The 15,020-nt window shown below is 71.1% G+C and carries 14 protein-coding genes; 4 read left to right on the forward strand and 10 right to left on the reverse strand.

The window, feature by feature from the left end; all coding sequences use genetic code 11:
• Positions 1–60 precede the first annotated feature (60 nt).
• Positions 61–441 carry a hypothetical protein gene (locus FJ657_RS14010; protein WP_141164331.1) on the reverse strand — a complete coding sequence of 127 codons (381 nt, stop codon included), beginning with the start codon at positions 439–441 and terminating at the stop codon, positions 61–63.
• A gap of 194 nt (positions 442–635) precedes the next feature.
• Here FJ657_RS14010 and FJ657_RS14015 point away from each other — a divergent pair, with 194 nt between their 5' ends.
• The gene (locus tag FJ657_RS14015; RefSeq protein WP_141164332.1) at positions 636–1,886 is read left to right on the forward strand and encodes an MFS transporter; all 1,251 of its coding nucleotides are present in this window, start codon (positions 636–638) and stop codon (positions 1,884–1,886) included.
• Between the two features lie 61 nt (positions 1,887–1,947).
• On the opposite strand, the gene FJ657_RS14020 is transcribed toward FJ657_RS14015, so the two are convergent.
• From FJ657_RS14020 to FJ657_RS14030, 3 genes are all read right to left on the reverse strand, one after another.
• Positions 1,948–2,442 (reverse strand): hypothetical protein, encoded by a 495-nt coding sequence (locus FJ657_RS14020; RefSeq protein WP_141164333.1) that lies wholly within the window; start codon positions 2,440–2,442, stop codon positions 1,948–1,950.
• Between the two features lie 174 nt (positions 2,443–2,616).
• Positions 2,617–5,010 (reverse strand): ATP-dependent helicase, encoded by a 2,394-nt coding sequence (locus tag FJ657_RS14025; RefSeq protein ID WP_141164334.1) that lies wholly within the window; start codon positions 5,008–5,010, stop codon positions 2,617–2,619.
• 68 nt (positions 5,011–5,078) lie between these two features.
• Entirely contained in the window at positions 5,079–6,095 is a 1,017-nt protein-coding gene (locus FJ657_RS14030; RefSeq protein ID WP_181408988.1) for a glycerophosphodiester phosphodiesterase family protein, read from the reverse strand.
• A 24-nt stretch (positions 6,096–6,119) separates the two neighbouring features.
• On the opposite strand from FJ657_RS14030, the gene FJ657_RS14035 reads away from it, so the two are divergent.
• The 3 genes from FJ657_RS14035 (at position 6,120) to FJ657_RS14045 (ending at position 7,925) form a co-directional block, all read left to right on the forward strand.
• Positions 6,120–6,470 (forward strand): DUF4190 domain-containing protein, encoded by a 351-nt coding sequence (locus tag FJ657_RS14035; protein ID WP_141164335.1) that lies wholly within the window; start codon positions 6,120–6,122, stop codon positions 6,468–6,470.
• Positions 6,457–7,056, forward strand: a complete 600-nt coding sequence (locus FJ657_RS14040) for a hypothetical protein (protein ID WP_141164336.1) — start codon at positions 6,457–6,459, stop codon at positions 7,054–7,056. Before FJ657_RS14035 ends, FJ657_RS14040 begins: the two co-directional genes overlap by 14 nt.
• Before the next feature lie 74 nt (positions 7,057–7,130).
• Positions 7,131–7,925 (forward strand): Bax inhibitor-1/YccA family protein, encoded by a 795-nt coding sequence (locus tag FJ657_RS14045; protein WP_141164337.1) that lies wholly within the window; start codon positions 7,131–7,133, stop codon positions 7,923–7,925.
• A gap of 77 nt (positions 7,926–8,002) precedes the next feature.
• Here FJ657_RS14045 and guaA read toward each other — a convergent pair whose 3' ends face one another.
• The 6 genes from guaA to FJ657_RS14075 are packed head-to-tail and all read right to left on the reverse strand — an operon-like array spanning position 8,003 to position 14,956.
• Complete coding sequence (gene guaA / locus FJ657_RS14050; RefSeq protein ID WP_141164338.1) at positions 8,003–9,592, reverse strand: glutamine-hydrolyzing GMP synthase; 1,590 nt, start codon at positions 9,590–9,592, stop codon at positions 8,003–8,005.
• Positions 9,589–10,074, reverse strand: a complete 486-nt coding sequence (locus FJ657_RS14055) for a DUF3817 domain-containing protein (RefSeq protein WP_141164339.1) — start codon at positions 10,072–10,074, stop codon at positions 9,589–9,591. The genes guaA and FJ657_RS14055 overlap by 4 nt, the downstream gene beginning before the upstream one ends.
• Positions 10,075–10,084: 10 nt before the next feature.
• Positions 10,085–10,912: an SURF1 family protein gene (locus FJ657_RS14060; RefSeq protein WP_141164340.1), complete on the reverse strand. Its 828-nt coding sequence runs from the start codon at positions 10,910–10,912 to the stop codon at positions 10,085–10,087.
• Positions 10,912–12,489 (reverse strand): cation:proton antiporter, encoded by a 1,578-nt coding sequence (locus FJ657_RS14065; RefSeq protein WP_141164341.1) that lies wholly within the window; start codon positions 12,487–12,489, stop codon positions 10,912–10,914. The genes FJ657_RS14060 and FJ657_RS14065 overlap by 1 nt, the downstream gene beginning before the upstream one ends.
• A gap of 3 nt (positions 12,490–12,492) precedes the next feature.
• The gene (locus FJ657_RS14070; protein WP_141164342.1) at positions 12,493–13,017 is read right to left on the reverse strand and encodes a cation:proton antiporter regulatory subunit; all 525 of its coding nucleotides are present in this window, start codon (positions 13,015–13,017) and stop codon (positions 12,493–12,495) included.
• A gap of 37 nt (positions 13,018–13,054) precedes the next feature.
• Positions 13,055–14,956, reverse strand: a complete 1,902-nt coding sequence (locus FJ657_RS14075; RefSeq protein WP_141164343.1) for a glycerol-3-phosphate dehydrogenase/oxidase — start codon at positions 14,954–14,956, stop codon at positions 13,055–13,057.
• Positions 14,957–15,020 lie beyond the last annotated feature (64 nt).

Consider the following 15,020-nt stretch of genomic DNA (forward strand, 5'->3'; position numbering starts at 1 on the left):
GCGCGGCCGGCGGATCGGAGGCCCGAGCGGGCCGCCGGGGCGGTCACACCGCCGGGGAGATCAGGCCGCGGGGCCCGAGCCGATGTAGATGCCGGCGTTCGAGGCGGCGCCGCCGATCGCATCCACCAGCTGGCCGTAGGCGCTGTCGGTCTTCGAGACGCCGATCGCGCCGCCCTTGAGAAAGCTCGCGCCGCCGTCGCGGTCGACCCGCACGGTCAGGTTGCCCGACTCGTCGTGGGCGTAGGCGACGACGAAGGCGACGTGGAAGTCGTCGCCGGAGAGCGCGCCGAGCCAGAAGGTCTTGGTCTTGCTGCCGCGGCTGAGGCGGTGGGCTCCGTTCGGCAGCACCTCGGCCGAGTAGCCGAGCGCCGACACCGTGTTCGCGACGAGGGTGGAGGCGGCGGTGCTGTCGCCGCCGAGGGTGAAGAGGGTGCCGGCCATGATGCTCCAGATGCTCGCGACGTGCGCGCACGTCGATGGTGGTGGTGGCACCGCGACGGGGCAGTCGCGGCACCGGCGCCGCGAGCTCCCCCGAGGATGGAGAGCGGCGTTTCGCTCACATTAGCGCCGGGATGCGCGGCCGCGCGATGGGCACATCTGCCCGCGCGGATCCGGCCCGGTCCTAGGCTGGCGCGGTGAGATTCGCCGCGCTGCGCGCCCCCTGGTACCGCGGCTACCTGATCGGCGGCATCCTGCTCATGTCGGGCGACCACGTCGAGCACGCGATCACCTACTTCGTCATGTGGCAGAAGTTCCAGTCGCCCGTGCTCGCGGGCTTCGCGACGATCAGCCACTGGGTGCCGTTCCTGCTCGGCGCGATCCCCTTCGGACATGTCGCCGATCGCTTCGACAACCGGCGCATCATCCAGGCCTCGTGCGTGCTCTTCGCCCTCGTCTCGGTGGCGTGGGCAGTGCTGATCGGCACGAACACGCTGCAGCCGTGGCCCTGCGTGATCCTGCTCGTGCTGCACGGACTCTCGGGCGCGTTCTGGAATCCCGCCGACCAGCTCATGCTCTACGACATGGTCGGTCCGAAGGATCTGCCGAGCGGGGTGCGGCTCATGGCGACCGGACTCAACCTCGGCCAGCTGGCGGGGCCGGCCCTCGGCGCCGCGCTGCTGTTCATCGTCGGGCCGGTGTGGGGCATGGCGCTCAACGTGCTGCTCTACGTGCCGTTCTTCGTCTACCTCGCGATCACGCCGGTCACCGGTCACCGCACGCGCCGCGTGACACCGCCGCGGATGCGCGTGCGCGACGTGCTCGGCGTGCTGCGCGAGGTGCCGCGCTATCCGGCGATCCTGCTGATGATGCTCGTGCAGGGCGCGGTCGGCCTGTTCATCGGAACCGCGCTGCTGCCGCTGCTGCCCGACTTCGGCCGACTGCTCGGGCAGGACCAGGGGCCCGGCTACATCCTGCTGCTCATCGCGATGTCGACGGGGGCGGTCGCGGGCGGGCTCGGCATGGAGGCGCTCGGGCGCATCGCCGCGAGCACGCGCGTCGCGATCATCGCCTCGGCGCTGTTCGGCCTCGGCGTGCTCGTCTTCGCGCTCTCGCGCAGCTTCCCGCTCTCGGTCGCGGCGCTCGTGCTCGCCGGCCTCGGCAACCTCGTCGGCGCCTCGACCGCGCAGACCGTCGTGCAGCTCGCTGCGCCCGAGGACCGCCGCGGCGCCTTCATCGGCGCGTTCGGCATGGCCGCGAACGGCTTCCGCGCGGGCAGCGGCATCGTCGTCGGCGGACTCAGCGCGCTGCTCGGCGTCGCCAGCGGCGTCGGCATCGGGGCGGGCGCACTTCTCGTGGTCGCGCTCGTGCTGCTGACCGTCGTCACGCTGCGGCGACGGCGCGGGGATGCGTCGGTCGACCCGGCGGGTGTGGTCGCGCTCGACTGAGGCGAGCGCCGACGAGGACGGCGATGACGGCTCGATGCCGACCGCGCGACGCCGACCGACGTCAGCGCTGCTGCGCGGCGATCGGCCCCGAGAAGCGGCCCGGCTGCGCGACCGTGAACGTCGGGGCCTCGAGCCCTGCGGTGAGCGCCTGCCCGACGGCGGCCGCCAGGTCGGCGCGCTCGGGGAAGGGCTGCGGAATGCCCTCCGCCTCGCCGATCGCGAGCTGGCCGACGAGCTGCATCGTGACGCCGCCCTGCTGGCCGACGCCGGTCAGCGGAGCGAGCCCCGTGCCCGGCAGCATCACGATCTCCTGCTCGGCCGGGTTGGCCGACAGCACGCCGATCTCGCGGGCGGTCAGCGACACGATCGCGAGCAGCACCGGCGCGGTGAAGTTCTCACTGGCGACGCGGGCGTCGAGCGACCCCGAGAACGGCTGCGCGGCCACGATCGGACCGCCGAGCCCCTCGGGCGCACCGCGCCAGACGATGCCGCTGAACTGCGGCAGCTTCTGGATGATCGGCAGCAGCTGCTCGATCGGCGGCGGAGTCGTGCTCATGCCGACACCCTAGCTTCCCCGGCGCGCGCAGCCGCGGCCCCTGTTCGTGCCACAGCATCCAGCAGGTCGTCCATCGCGTTCCCCCTCGTCGGTCTCGCGGCGCCCGTCGGGTCGGGCGCCGCGCCTCCTTCTCGCCGACCGCCCCCCGCGGCCGGACTCGTCACCTCGCTCGCGTCAGAGCTTCTCGATCGGCGCGATCTTGATGAGCAGCTTCTTGCGCCCGGCCGTGTCGAACAGCACCTCGGCGATCGACTTCGGCCCCTGCCCGGTCACGCCGGTGACGCGGCCCTCGCCGAAGTCGGCGTGACGGATGCGGTCGCCGATCTCGAGGGTCAGATCGCCGTTGTCGCGAACCTTGGCCGTGACGGCGTTCGCCCACTCGCGCTTCTCGCGGTTCGGGGCCGGCGGCAGCGACGAGCCGTAGCTGAACCGGTCGGATGATCCGCCGCGCCGGGCGTTGAGCGCGCGCGGCTGCGATCCTCCTCGCGAGTTCGCGAAGCCCGGCGACTGACGCCACTCGATGAGCTCGGCCGGCACCTCCTGGAGGTAGCGGCTCGGCAGGGCGACGGTCGTGTCGCCGAACTGCGCGCGCTGCATCGCGAGCGAGAAGAACAGGCGGCGCTTGGCGCGCGTGACGCCGACGTAGAACAGCCGGCGCTCCTCCTGCACTCCCCCGGGCTCGCCGGCCGACATCTGGTGCGGCAGCAGCCCCTCCTCGATGCCGGTGAGGAAGACGGTGTCGTATTCGAGGCCCTTGGCCGTGTGCAGCGTCATGATCGACACCGAGCCGTCGGTGTCGTCGATCTCGTCGGCGGCGGCGAGCAGGGCCACGTTGGTGAGGAACTCGATGAGGGTGCCGTCGGGGTTCTGCTTGCGGAACTCCTTGGTCTGCGCGAGCAGCTCCTCGAGGTTCTCGGCGCGCGCCTCGTCCTGGGCGTCGCGCGTGGCGCGCAGCCCGGTGACGTAGCCGGTGCGCTCCATGAGCAGCGCGAAGATGTCGGCGGGGGCGGCGGTGAGCGCCTGGCCGGAGGCCTCGTCGAGCAGGTCGACGAGGGTTCGGATCGCGCCGGTCACCTTGGGCCCGAGCCCGAGCTGCTCGACATCGCGCAGCGCATCCCGCAGCGGCACGCCCTCGCGGTCGGCGTGCGCCTGCAGCGTCGCCTCGGTCGCCGGGCCGATGCCGCGGCGCGGCACGTTGAGGATGCGACGCAGCGCCAGGTCGTCGGCCGGGTTGACGACCTGGATCAGGTACGCCATCGCATCCTTGATCTCGGCGCGCTCGAAGAACTTCGTGCCGCCGGGGATGCGGTACGGCAGGGCCGAGCGGATGAAGATCTCCTCCAGGGGCCGGGTCTGCGAGTTCGTGCGCACGAACACGGCCATGTCGTTGAGCGAGGTGCCCGCCGTGCGCAGCTTGTCGATCTCGTCGGCCACGAACTGGGCCTCGTCGTGCGCCGAGTAGCCGGTGTAGCCGGTGATCTTGTCGCCGGCGCCGATCGTCGTGAAGAGGTTCTTCGCGGTGCGGTCGAAGTTGTTGCCGATGACGGCGTTCGCCGCGTCGAGGATGTTCTGCGTCGAACGGTAGTTCTGCTCGAGCAGGATCGTCTTCGCCTCGGGGAAGTCGCGTTCGAACTCGACGATGTTGCGGATGTCGGCGCCGCGGAAGGCGTAGATCGACTGGTCGGAGTCGCCGACGACCGTGAGCGAGGCGGGCGCGATCGACCCGTCGGCCTCGAGCCGGGTGCGGGTGTCGGCGGGCACGTTCTGCGGCTTCACGGCGCGTACGAGCTCGCGGATGAGCGCGTACTGGGCGTGGTTGGTGTCCTGGTACTCGTCGACGAGCACGTAGCGGAAGCGGCGCTGATAGAGCGCGGCCACCTCGGGGAAGGCGCGGAACAGGTAGACGGTCTGCGCGATGAGGTCGTCGAAGTCGAAGGCCTTCGCGCGGGCGAGCCCCTCGCTGTAGCGGCGGAAGACCTCGAGGAACGCCGACTCCTTCGGGTCGTCGACGTTCGCGTTCCGGGCGAAGCTCTCCGCATCCGTCAGCTCGTTCTTGAGCTTCGAGATGCGCCCGGCGACGCTCGACACCGTCAGCCCGAGGGTGTCGGCCTCGAGCTCCTTGAGGATGCGCTTGATCAGCGCGCGGCTGTCGGCCGAGTCGTAGATCGTGAAGCTCGGCGAGAGACCGAAGGCCTCGGCCTGTCGCCGAAGGATGCGCACGCAGGCGGAGTGGAAGGTCGAGATCCACATGCCCTGCGCGGCGTCGCCGACGAGTCCGTGGATGCGCTCGCGCATCTCGGCGGCGGCCTTGTTGGTGAAGGTGATCGCGAGGATCTGGCTCGGCCAGGCCTCGCGGGTGTCCAGCAGGCCGGCGATGCGGCGGGTCAGCACGCTCGTCTTGCCCGAGCCGGCTCCGGCGACGATGAGCAGCGCGCGCCCGCGGTAGAGCACGGCCTCGCGCTGCTGCGGGTTGAGCCCGGCGAGCAGGCGCTCGTCGACCTCGGACGATCCGCCGAAGGAGGAGGTGGTCGGGTGGTCGGGCTCGAAGCCGTCGAGGACGAAGCTCATGTCCCGACGAGTCTAGGTGCGACCGCCGACGCCCGAGGGCTCGCCGCCGAGACCTCGACGCGGAGGCGTCAGCGCTCGTCGCGTACCGCGACGGCGAGGTCGGGCTGGTCGGCGAACACCCCGTCGACGCCCGTGTCGTAGATCGCCCGGAACTCGGTGCGCCAGTCGCCCGGCGCCTCCTTGCCGCCGCCGAGCCGCGCGGCACGGGTGAGGAAGCGGTTCTCGGCACGCAGCGTCCAGGTGAAGACCTGGAGGCCCGCGGCGCGGATGCGCTCGACCGTGCCGGTCGACTCGACCTCGTCATCCTCGGAGACGATCACCAGGCTCTTCGCCAGGCTCACCCCGTCGACCGCGCCGATCAGCGCCGGCAGTCCGCGCGGTCCGATCTGCGCCGCGTAGCTCAGCGCGTTGACGCCGTCGCGCGCCTCGAGGTCGGGGGCCGCGCCGTCCGCCTCGATCAGGTAGACGGTGGAGCCGGACACGCCCCGGTCGCGCACCTTCGTGAGCACGCTCTGCTCGAACGACTCGACGGTGAGGCGATCGGCCACGTCATCCCAGCCGGCGATCTCGCGGGCGAACAGCTCGTCGAGCGGCAGCCCGATCGACGCGAAGTAGTGGGCGTGCTTGATCTCGGCGACCATGCGCAGCATCCGTCCGGCCACGTCCTGGCACTCGTCGATCAGCCCCAGCAGGTCGACCAGGCGCAGCATCGGCTCGGCGCCGTCGTGGCCCGCGGATGCCGGACGCACCTTCGGCAGACGCTCGACCGCGCGCAGGGTCGCCAGCTCGGCCCAGTCGAAGTCCTCGGTGAACCAGCCAGTCAGCCGCTGGCCGTCGATCTGCTTCGTCGTGCGGCGGTCGGCGAACTCCGGGCGACGCGCGACGTCGGTCGTGCCCGAGATCTCGTTCTCGTGCCGGATCACCAGCACGCCGTCGCGGGTGGCCACCAGATCGGGCTCCACCGCATCCGCCCCCTGCTCGAAGGCGAGCCGGTAGGCCGACTCGGTGTGCTCGGGACGATAGCCGCTCGCACCGCGATGACCGATGACGAGAGGACGGTTCGGCACGGGGAGGGATCCGGTCACGCGACCCAAGATAATGGGGTCACGATGAACAGCAGGGATACGGCGAGCGCCTGCACGCACTGCGGTCGCGACCTCGACCCGGCGTGGAAGTTCTGCGTCTGGTGCGGTGCGCGCGTCATCCCCGCGGAGGCCGCGCCGGAGCCGACCCCGCACGCGGAGCGGCACCTGAATCCGGTCGCGGTGTTCGCGCTCGTGCTCGGCATCCTGCTGTCGCCGCTCGCGATCGCCTTCGGGCACGTCGCGCTGCACCAGCTCAAGTCGAGCGAAGACCGCGGCCGGCTCATCGCCCTCATCGGCACCGTGCTCGGCTACGCCGCCGTCGTTCTGATCGTGCTCGTCGTCGTCGCCTGGGTGCAGCTGCGTGTCCCGCTCTGATCGCGGCGCCGTCGGGGCCGCCGTCGCGCGGCGCTTCGTCGAGCCCGCCCGGGCTCTCCCCCTCCGCTGGGGCTCCTACCGCCCGCGGCTGATCGGCGGGCTCGCCCTCATCGTCGCCGGCGGCGTGGCGATCGCCGGCTCGAACACCTTCCAGCTGCTGCTGCTGCTCGCCGGATCGACCGCCCACATCGTCGGCTGGGGCATCATCCCGAGCGACGGCTGGCGCCGCGTCGTCGCCGCTCTCCCCGCCACGCTCGGCTGCTGGATGGCGCTGCCCGGTCCGCGCTACCTCGCCGTGCTCGTGCTCCCCTTCGCCGCCTGGCTGCTCGTGCGGCACCGTCCCCCGCTCGCCTGGCTGACCGCGCCGCTCGTCGTGATCGCCGCGATCGGCGTCGCGCTCGCGATCGGCGAGCTCGAGAGCGGCGCCCCGGGCGCCTACCGGTGGATGCTGCCGGGCACCGCGGTCATGGCGGCCGTGCTGGTGGGCTGCGCCTCGCTGGCGCGGGCCATCCACGCCGGCCTCGATCGCTCACGGCGGAACGGCATGCAGGGGATGCCCAGCCGCCGGGCTACAGGTGATCTTTAGACTGGTGCGACCCGGCATTCCCGGGCGTGACCCGCATCCAGCGGGCCCACCCTGACCATGAGCATGGAGGCGACATGGCCAACGGCAACCCGGCGTTCCGATCCCCCGCGTTCTCGGAGCGCGGCACGGCGGTTCCGCCGATCCCCACCCCCGAGCAGCTGGCCCACCACTACGACCTGCCCTCGGCGACCCCGATCGACACCGACCGGATGACCTACGAGGACACGGCGGTCAAGACCGTCGTCAGCTTCGGCGTGCTGCTCATCGGCGCGGTCGTCGGCTGGTTCTTCCCGATCCTGCTGTTCCCCGCCGCGATCGCCGGCCTCGTGCTCGCGCTCGTCAACATCTTCAAGAAGCGCCCCTCGGCGGCGCTCGTGCTGGCCTACTCGGCCGTGCAGGGTGTCGTGGTCGGCGCGGTCTCGCAGTTCTACTCGACGAAGTTCGACGGGATCATCCCGATCGCCGTGTTCGGCACCCTCGCCGTCGTCGGCGTGACGCTCGCGCTGTTCGCGAGCGGCAAGGTGCGGGCCTCGGCGCGCGCGACCAAGATCTTCCTCGTCGCGATGCTCGGCTACGTCGCGTTCTCGCTCGTCAACGTCGTGCTCATGCTGACCGGCGTCGTCGACAACTACGGCGGACTGCGCGGCGTCGAGATCGCGGGCATCCCGCTGGGCATCCCGCTCGGCATCCTCGTCGTGATCATGGCCGCGTACTCGCTCGTGCTCGACTTCGACAGCATCCAGCAGGGCGTGCGCAACGGCGCCCCGCGGGTCTACGCCTGGGCCGGCGCCTTCGGCATCATCGTCACGGTCGTCTGGCTGTACCTCGAGATCCTCCGCCTCGTGAGCTACTTCATGCCGCGCAACTGACGTACCGCAACCGAGAAGGGCCCCGTCGCGATCGCTCGCGACGGGGCCCTTCTCGTGTGCGCAGGCGAGCCGGAGGCTCACTCCCACTCGATCGTCCCCGGCGGCTTCGACGTGACGTCGAGCACGACGCGGTTGACCTCGCTCACCTCGTTCGTGATGCGGTTCGAGATGCGGGCCAGCACGTCGTAGGGCAGGCGCGTCCAGTCGGCCGTCATCGCGTCCTCGCTCGAGACCGGACGCAGCACGATGGGGTGGCCGTAGGTGCGGCCGTCGCCCTGCACGCCCACCGAGCGCACATCCGCGAGCAGCACGACCGGGCACTGCCAGATTTCGCCGTCGAGGCCCGCCTTGGTCAGCTCGGCACGAGCGATCGCGTCGGCGTGACGCAGAATCTCGAGACGGTCAGAGGTGACCTCACCCACGATGCGGATTCCGAGGCCGGGCCCCGGAAAGGGCTGACGCCCGACGATCTCCTCCGGAAGCCCGAGCTCCCGGCCGATCGCGCGCACCTCGTCCTTGAACAGGGTGCGCAGCGGCTCGACGAGCTCGAACTGCAGGTCCTCCGGCAGCCCGCCGACGTTGTGGTGGCTCTTGATGTTCGCGGTGCCCGAGCCGCCGCCCGACTCCACCACATCCGGGTAGAGCGTGCCCTGCACGAGGAAGCGGATGGGGTCGCCCTCCGACGCCGCCTCGGCGACGAGCTCGGACTGCACCTTCTCGAACGAGCGGATGAACTCGCGGCCGATGATCTTGCGCTTCTGCTCCGGATCGCTCACCCCGGCGAGGGCGTCGAGGAACTGCTGGCGCGCGTCCACCGTCACCAGGCGCACGCCGGTCGAGGCGACGTAGTCGTTCTCGACCTGCTCGCGCTCACCCTGACGCAGCAGTCCGTGATCGATGAAGACGGCGACGAGCTGGTCGCCGACGGCCTCGTGCACGAGCGCGGTCGAGACGGCCGAGTCGACGCCGCCGGAGAGCGCGGAGAGCACCCGGCCGGTTCCGACCTGGGCGCGGATGCGCTCGACCTGCTCGGCGATGACGTTGCCGCTGTTCCAGTCGGCGGGCAGCCCGGCGGCCTTGTGCAGGAAGTTCTCGATGACCCGCTGGCCGTGGTCGGAGTGCTTGACCTCGGGGTGCCACTGCACGCCGTAGAAGCGGCGGGCGTCGTCGGCGAAGGCCGCGACCGGGGTGTGCTCGGTGCGGGCGAGCACCTCGAAGCCCTCGGGAGCGCGCGCGACCTGGTCGCCGTGGCTCATCCACACGTTCTGCTCGGCCGGCTGCCCGTCGAGCAGCGTGCCCTGGGTGACGACGGTCGCGTTGGTCGCGCCGTACTCGCGCAGCCCCGTGTTGGCGACCTCGCCGCCGAGGGTCTGCGCCATGACCTGGAAGCCGTAGCAGATGCCGAGCGTCGGCACGCCGAGGTCGAAGACGCCGGCGTCGAGCGCGGGCGCGCCCTCGTCGTAGACCGACGACGGACCACCGGAGAGGATGATGCCGACCGGGCTCTTCGCCGCGATCTCGGCGGCGGTCGCCGAGTGCGGCACGATCTCGCTGTAGACGCCGGCCTCGCGCACGCGGCGGGCGATCAGCTGGGCGTACTGGGCGCCGAAGTCGACGACGAGGACGGGGCGCTGCTCGGTCGGCGCCGCGGGGGTGGGGTCGGTCACGCGTTGGTCTCCACGGTGTTGTCAGATGAACCGGTGTTGCCGGACGGGGACGAGGCGCCGACGCGAGCACGCTGCTCAGCTTCGGCCTTCTGGATGATGGCCTCGATCTGGCGGGGCACCCGCCGCTCGAGGAAGAACGACAGCAGCGGGATGACGCCGCCGGCGGCGATGAAGAGGAAGCGCCCGAAGCTGAAGCGCGAGAAGCGCCACAGCACGAAGTCGAGACCCACGTAGAGCACGTAGAACCAGCCGTGCGCGATGAGGATGATCGTCGTCAGATCCGTGCCGCCGGGGCTGTGCGGAGCAGCTAGGAAGAAGCCGCGCGGGCCTCCGGCGTAGACGTCGTAGCCCCATCCCCAGCGGATCGCCGTGACGACGCCGAGCAGGAGGAGCATGGTGCCGGTGATGATCGACGACACCTTGTAGATCTTGACCGCCAGACGCAGCCGCGGGATGTCGGAGGGGCGGGGGCCGAGAGGCATGAGGCCCATTCTACGGGCGGCTCGAGGGCTCGCCGGCCGCCTCCGCCGCCTCGCGCTCGGCGAGGATCTCGCGCTCCATGGCATCGCGCACGAGGCGGTACCAGAGATAGAACGCGAAGCCGGCGAAGATGACCCACTCGATCGCGTAGAAGATGTTCAGCACGTTGAGCGCCGCATCCTGCTCGGGCGGCGGCGCGACGATCTGCCGGGTGCCGGCGATCGGCTCGTCGTCGACCACGTAGCCGCCGTAGACCGGGCCGACCTCGGCCCATTCGTTGATCAGCGCCGCGGGCGCGAGCGCCGAGCGCTGGCCCTTCTCGAATTCGTCATCGGTCGGCGCCTCACCCGGCATGTAGCGTCCGCGGATGCTGCGGGGCTCGGCGTCGAGGCCGGCGGCGGCCTTCTCGGCGGCGGCGCGCGTCGCGGTCCAGCCGAGCGCGACGGCGAGCGAATCGCCGTCGTCGTCGACGAGATGACCGACGACCCAGTAGCCGGCGCGCCCATCCACCTCGCCCGCGGTTCCGACGCGCACCCGGTCGCTGAGCACGACGGTGTCGCCGGGCACGACCGCGCCGCTGACGCTGACGCGTCTCCCGGCCTCGTCTCCGGTCACCGCGGTCTGCGGGCGGTCGACCTGCGACAGCGGCAGCACTTTCTCGGTGTCGAGCTTCTCGGTCGTCGCCGTCAGCACGGCCCGGCCCAGCTGCCACTGGGCGAGTGCGGCGAAGGTCGCGGCGATCGCCATGACGAGCAGCAGCGCGCCGATCCAGCGCGGCGTGCGCGCGATGCTCCACCAGCGCCGGCCGTCGAAGGCGGGGCGCTCGTCGCTCGAGGCCATCAGTACTCCGGGTCCCTCTCGCGGCGACGCGGGCGGGCGTCGCCGTCGCTCTGCTGCATCGCCTGCTCGGCGAGGCGCAGGGCGTTCTCACGCTCGCGCTCACGCGCGGCGGCAGGATCGTCGGAGGCGCGCCGGGCCTCGGCTTCGGCCGCCGTCGCGGCGTCGACCGACTCGGCGCGCGCGGCACCCGCCGCCCGCTCTGCCGCATCCTCGCGGTCGCCCGCGCGCTCGGCCTGCTCGACCGTGGCCGAACGGGGAGCCTGCAGCGGCGTCTCGTCGTCGAGGTACTCGCCGTCGATCGTCGGCTCGTCGGCGACGGCGTCGGTCTCGGGCTGCTGCCCCTCCATGGCCGCCTCGGCGATCGCGAGCTCGAGGTCGCGCCCGGCATCGGGTCGCTTGGCGATCTTCGGGCGCACACGGAAGATCGCGGCGCCGATCTTCTCGCTGTTGACCGACAGGATCGGACCGACCACGGCCATGATCAGCACGTAGAGACCCGCGAAGGGCTGCAGCCGTTCATCCAGCCCGGCCCCGGCCGCGAGCGTCGCCAGGATCAGCGCGAACTCGCCGCGGTTCTGCAGCATCGCGCTCGCGTTGAGTCCCTCGGCCGGCGTGAGCTTGTTGAAGCGGGCGATCAGCTGGCCGCTCGCGGTGTTGATGATGAGCGTCATCACGACCGCGACGAGCACCGGCACGAGCACGCCGCCGAACTGGCGCACGTCGAGCGCGAGGCCGAAGTTCAGGAAGAAGAACGCCGCGAAGACGTCGCGCATCGGCAGCGCGAACTGCTCGATGCGGGCGCGGAAGCGGGTCGCCCCCAGCACGAGGCCGATGAGGAACGCGCCGATCGCGTCCGAGACGCCGAGCAGCTCGCCGATTCCGCCGAAGGCGACCGCGAGGCCGAAGAACAGGATCGTGAACAGCTCGTCGTCGCGGGTCTGCACGATGCGCGAGACGATCCGGCCGCCCCAGCGCGCCACCGTGAACATGACGACGAGGAAACCGAACGAGATCGCCAGCTTCAGCACGATCGCGCCGAGGTCGGTCTCACCGCCGACCACGACGCCGACGATCGCGAGGTACGCGGCGACGAAGATGTCCTCGAGCACCGCGATGCCCAGGATCATCGGCGTCTCGCGGTTGGCCAGACGCCGCAGCTCGATCAGCAGCTTCGTGACGATCGCACTCGACGACACCGCCGTCATGCCGGCGATGATGAGCGCCTCGCGCGTGCCCCATCCCACCCACATGCCGAAGGCGAAGCCGGCGCCCATGTTGGCGAGGATGCGCACGCCGCCCGAGAGGGCGAGCTTGCCCGCATTGCCGAAGAACTCGTCCTGATCGAACTCGAGGCCGAGGTTGAAGAGCAGGAAGATCAGGCCGAAGGTCGCGACGAGCTCGACGTCGGCCGGCTCGAAGGCGAGCGGGAAGAAGTGCGTGTTCGGGCTCGCGAGCACGCCGACGACCATGTAGATCGGGATCGCGGGCAGGCCGATCAGCTTGCCGAGGCGTCCGAGACCCCAGGCCAGGACGAAGAGGATGCCGAGGACGAGCAGCTCTCCGCCGAGGGAGTGCACGGTCTACGCTCCGGCGTCGGCGGCGACCTTGGGCGTCAGCTCCCCCGTGCGATAGAAGTTGAAGGCCTTCGCGACCTTCTCGGGGCTGCCCGCGACGACGAGCGTGTCGCCGGGGAACACCTTGAAGTCGTCGGCCGGAGCCGGGTTCGCCGATTCGCCGCGCACGACCGCGACGACCGTCAGGCCGACGAGTCCGCGGGTGGCGAGGCTGCCCAGCTGCTGCCCGGCGATGTGGTGGTCGTAGTCGACCGTGAACCAGTCGATCGAGAGGCCCGGCAGGGTCTCGAGCGCCGAGAGCGACTCGGTGATGCGGGTGCCGCCGAGCAGTTCGGCGAGCGTGTGCGCCTCGTCTTCGTCGAGACGCAGAGACACCTTGGCGGCGTCGGCGCCGTCGCCGGCGTCGGAGAACGTGATGAGGTCGCTGTGCCCGGAGCGGTGCGTGATCACGCCGACCTTGCCGCCGTCATCCGTGACGAAGGTGTGGAGCACGCCGACCCCCGGGAGCTTGACCCGTCGGACATCGACCATGGATGAGCTCCTTCAAGCTGTGGGGAATGCCCTCAGTCTACTGAGGCCCGTCCCCGGTGGCCGGACGCTTCGCCTGCGGCGTACGTCCCGTGCGCGGTGCGCGGGTCGTGCGCGACGCCGCGGACTTCGCCGTGCGCGGCTTCGCCGAAGCCGTCCGTCCGGCCGGCTTCGGAGCGGTCGTCACCGGCGCATCCGCCGCACTCGGCAGCTCGGCGAGGATCGTCGAGATGTCGGGAGCCTCGAGACGCACCCGGTCGGCCGCGGCATCGTCGGGCTCGAGCTGGCTGGCCCGCTCGGCGGCGACACGGCGCAGATAGTTCTCCGTCTCCTCCTGGATGCGGTCCGCATCCCAGCCGAGTACCTCGCCCATGAGCGCAGCGGCGACGGGCGCGGCGCTGACGCCGCGATCCCAGGCCTCGATCGAGATGCGGGTGCGGCGCGCGAGCACGTCCTCGAGGTGCAGCGCTCCCTCGTGGCTGGCCGCGTAGACGAGCTCGGCCTGGATGTAGTCGTCGGCCCCCGGCACCGCCTCGGCGAGCTCGGGCCGCTCCTTGATGAGCTCGAGCACCTCGTCGGTCAGCACGCCATAGCGGTTGAGCAGGTGCTCGACGCGCACCCGGTGCACGTCGAAGGCGCGGGCGATGCGGGCGCGCTTGTTCCACGCCGCCTGGTAGCCCTCGGCGCCGAGCAGCCCGATGTCCTGCGTGACGCTCTCCGACCATCTGCCGTCGAGCGCCGCGACGGCCTCGTCGATCGCGTCCTTCGCCATCACGCGGTAGGTCGTCCACTTGCCGCCGGCGATCACCACGAGACCCGGCACCGAATGCGCCACGAGGTGTTCGCGGCTGAGCTTCGAGGTCTGCTCGCTCTCGCCCGCCAGCAGCGGACGCAGGCCCGCGTAGACGCCCTCGACATCCTCGCGGGTCAGCTTCACGGCGAGTACCTGGTTGACGTGCTCGAGCAGGTAGTCGATGTCGGCGGCCGTCGCAGCGGGATGCGCCTTGTCGAGGTTCCAGTCGGTGTCGGTCGTGCCGATCAGCCAGTGCCGACCCCACGGGATGACGAAGAGCACGCTCTTCTCGGTGCGCAGGATCATGCCGATCTTCGACTGGAAGCGGTCGCGCGGCACGACCAGGTGAACGCCCTTCGACGCGCGCACCTTGAATCCGCCGCGGGCGCCCACCATCGCCTGCGTGTCGTCCGTCCAGACGCCGGTCGCGTTGACGACCTGCTTGGCGTGGATCTCGAAGCGCTCGCCGGTCTCGACGTCGAGCGCCTGCACGCCGACGACGCGCTCGCCGACCTTGAGGAAGCCCTCGACCCGCACGCGCGGGGCGACGTGGGCGCCGTAGAACGAGGCCGTGCGCGCCAGATTCGCCACGTAGCGGGCGTCGTCGACCTGCGCGTCGTAATAGGTGAGGCCGCCGATGAAGGCGTCCTTGTCGAGCCCGGGCATCGCCTTCGCGAGCTGCCGCTTCGACAGGTGACGGTGGTGGGGCACGCCGGGCGGGCGGCCGCCGCTCCACGAGAAGGCGTCGTAGAGCAGCATTCCGGCGCCGATGTAGAGGCGCTCGAACACGGGCTTCGTCAGCGGGTAGAGGAAGCGCACCGGCTTCACCAGGTGCGGGGCGATGCGCTGCAGCAGCAGGCCGCGTTCGATGAGCGCCTCGCGCACGAGCCCGAAGTCGAGCTGCTCGAGGTAGCGGATGCCGCCGTGCACGAGCTTCGACGAGCGGCTCGAGGTTCCGGAGGCGAAGTCGCGCGCCTCGAGAAGACCCGTGCGCAGACCGCGGGTGACGGCGTCGAGTGCAGATCCCGTGCCGACGATCCCGCCGCCGACGACGAGGATGTCGAGCTCGCGATCGCGCATCGAGGCGATCGCCGCCGCGCGCTCCTCGGGACCGAGCTTGGTGGATCGGGTCACGGACCTGCGGGCCATCGGCGCCTCCTCATCGAAACCACCTCAACGCTACGCCGGAGCGTCGCGCGGGGCCGAGGGATGC

This window comes from Schumannella soli, from assembly GCF_006517435.1.
Taxonomy (GTDB): Bacteria; Actinomycetota; Actinomycetes; order Actinomycetales; family Microbacteriaceae; genus Schumannella; species Schumannella soli.

Excerpts from the sequence above, each read along its gene's own strand:
- FJ657_RS14010 (WP_141164331.1), bottom strand. The coding sequence starts at position 441 with ATGGCCGGCACCCTCTTCACCCTCGGCGGCGACAGCACCGCCGCCTCC.
- FJ657_RS14075 (WP_141164343.1), bottom strand. The coding sequence starts at position 14,956 with ATGGCCCGCAGGTCCGTGACCCGATCCACCAAGCTCGGTCCCGAGGAG.
- FJ657_RS14045 (WP_141164337.1), top strand. The coding sequence starts at position 7,131 with ATGGCCAACGGCAACCCGGCGTTCCGATCCCCCGCGTTCTCGGAGCGC.
- FJ657_RS14055 (WP_141164339.1), bottom strand. The coding sequence starts at position 10,074 with ATGCCTCTCGGCCCCCGCCCCTCCGACATCCCGCGGCTGCGTCTGGCG.
- FJ657_RS14035 (WP_141164335.1), top strand. The coding sequence starts at position 6,120 with ATGAACAGCAGGGATACGGCGAGCGCCTGCACGCACTGCGGTCGCGAC.
- FJ657_RS14025 (WP_141164334.1), bottom strand. The coding sequence starts at position 5,010 with ATGAGCTTCGTCCTCGACGGCTTCGAGCCCGACCACCCGACCACCTCC.
- FJ657_RS14060 (WP_141164340.1), bottom strand. The coding sequence starts at position 10,912 with ATGGCCTCGAGCGACGAGCGCCCCGCCTTCGACGGCCGGCGCTGGTGG.
- FJ657_RS14070 (WP_141164342.1), bottom strand. The coding sequence starts at position 13,017 with ATGGTCGATGTCCGACGGGTCAAGCTCCCGGGGGTCGGCGTGCTCCAC.
- FJ657_RS14020 (WP_141164333.1), bottom strand. The coding sequence starts at position 2,442 with ATGAGCACGACTCCGCCGCCGATCGAGCAGCTGCTGCCGATCATCCAG.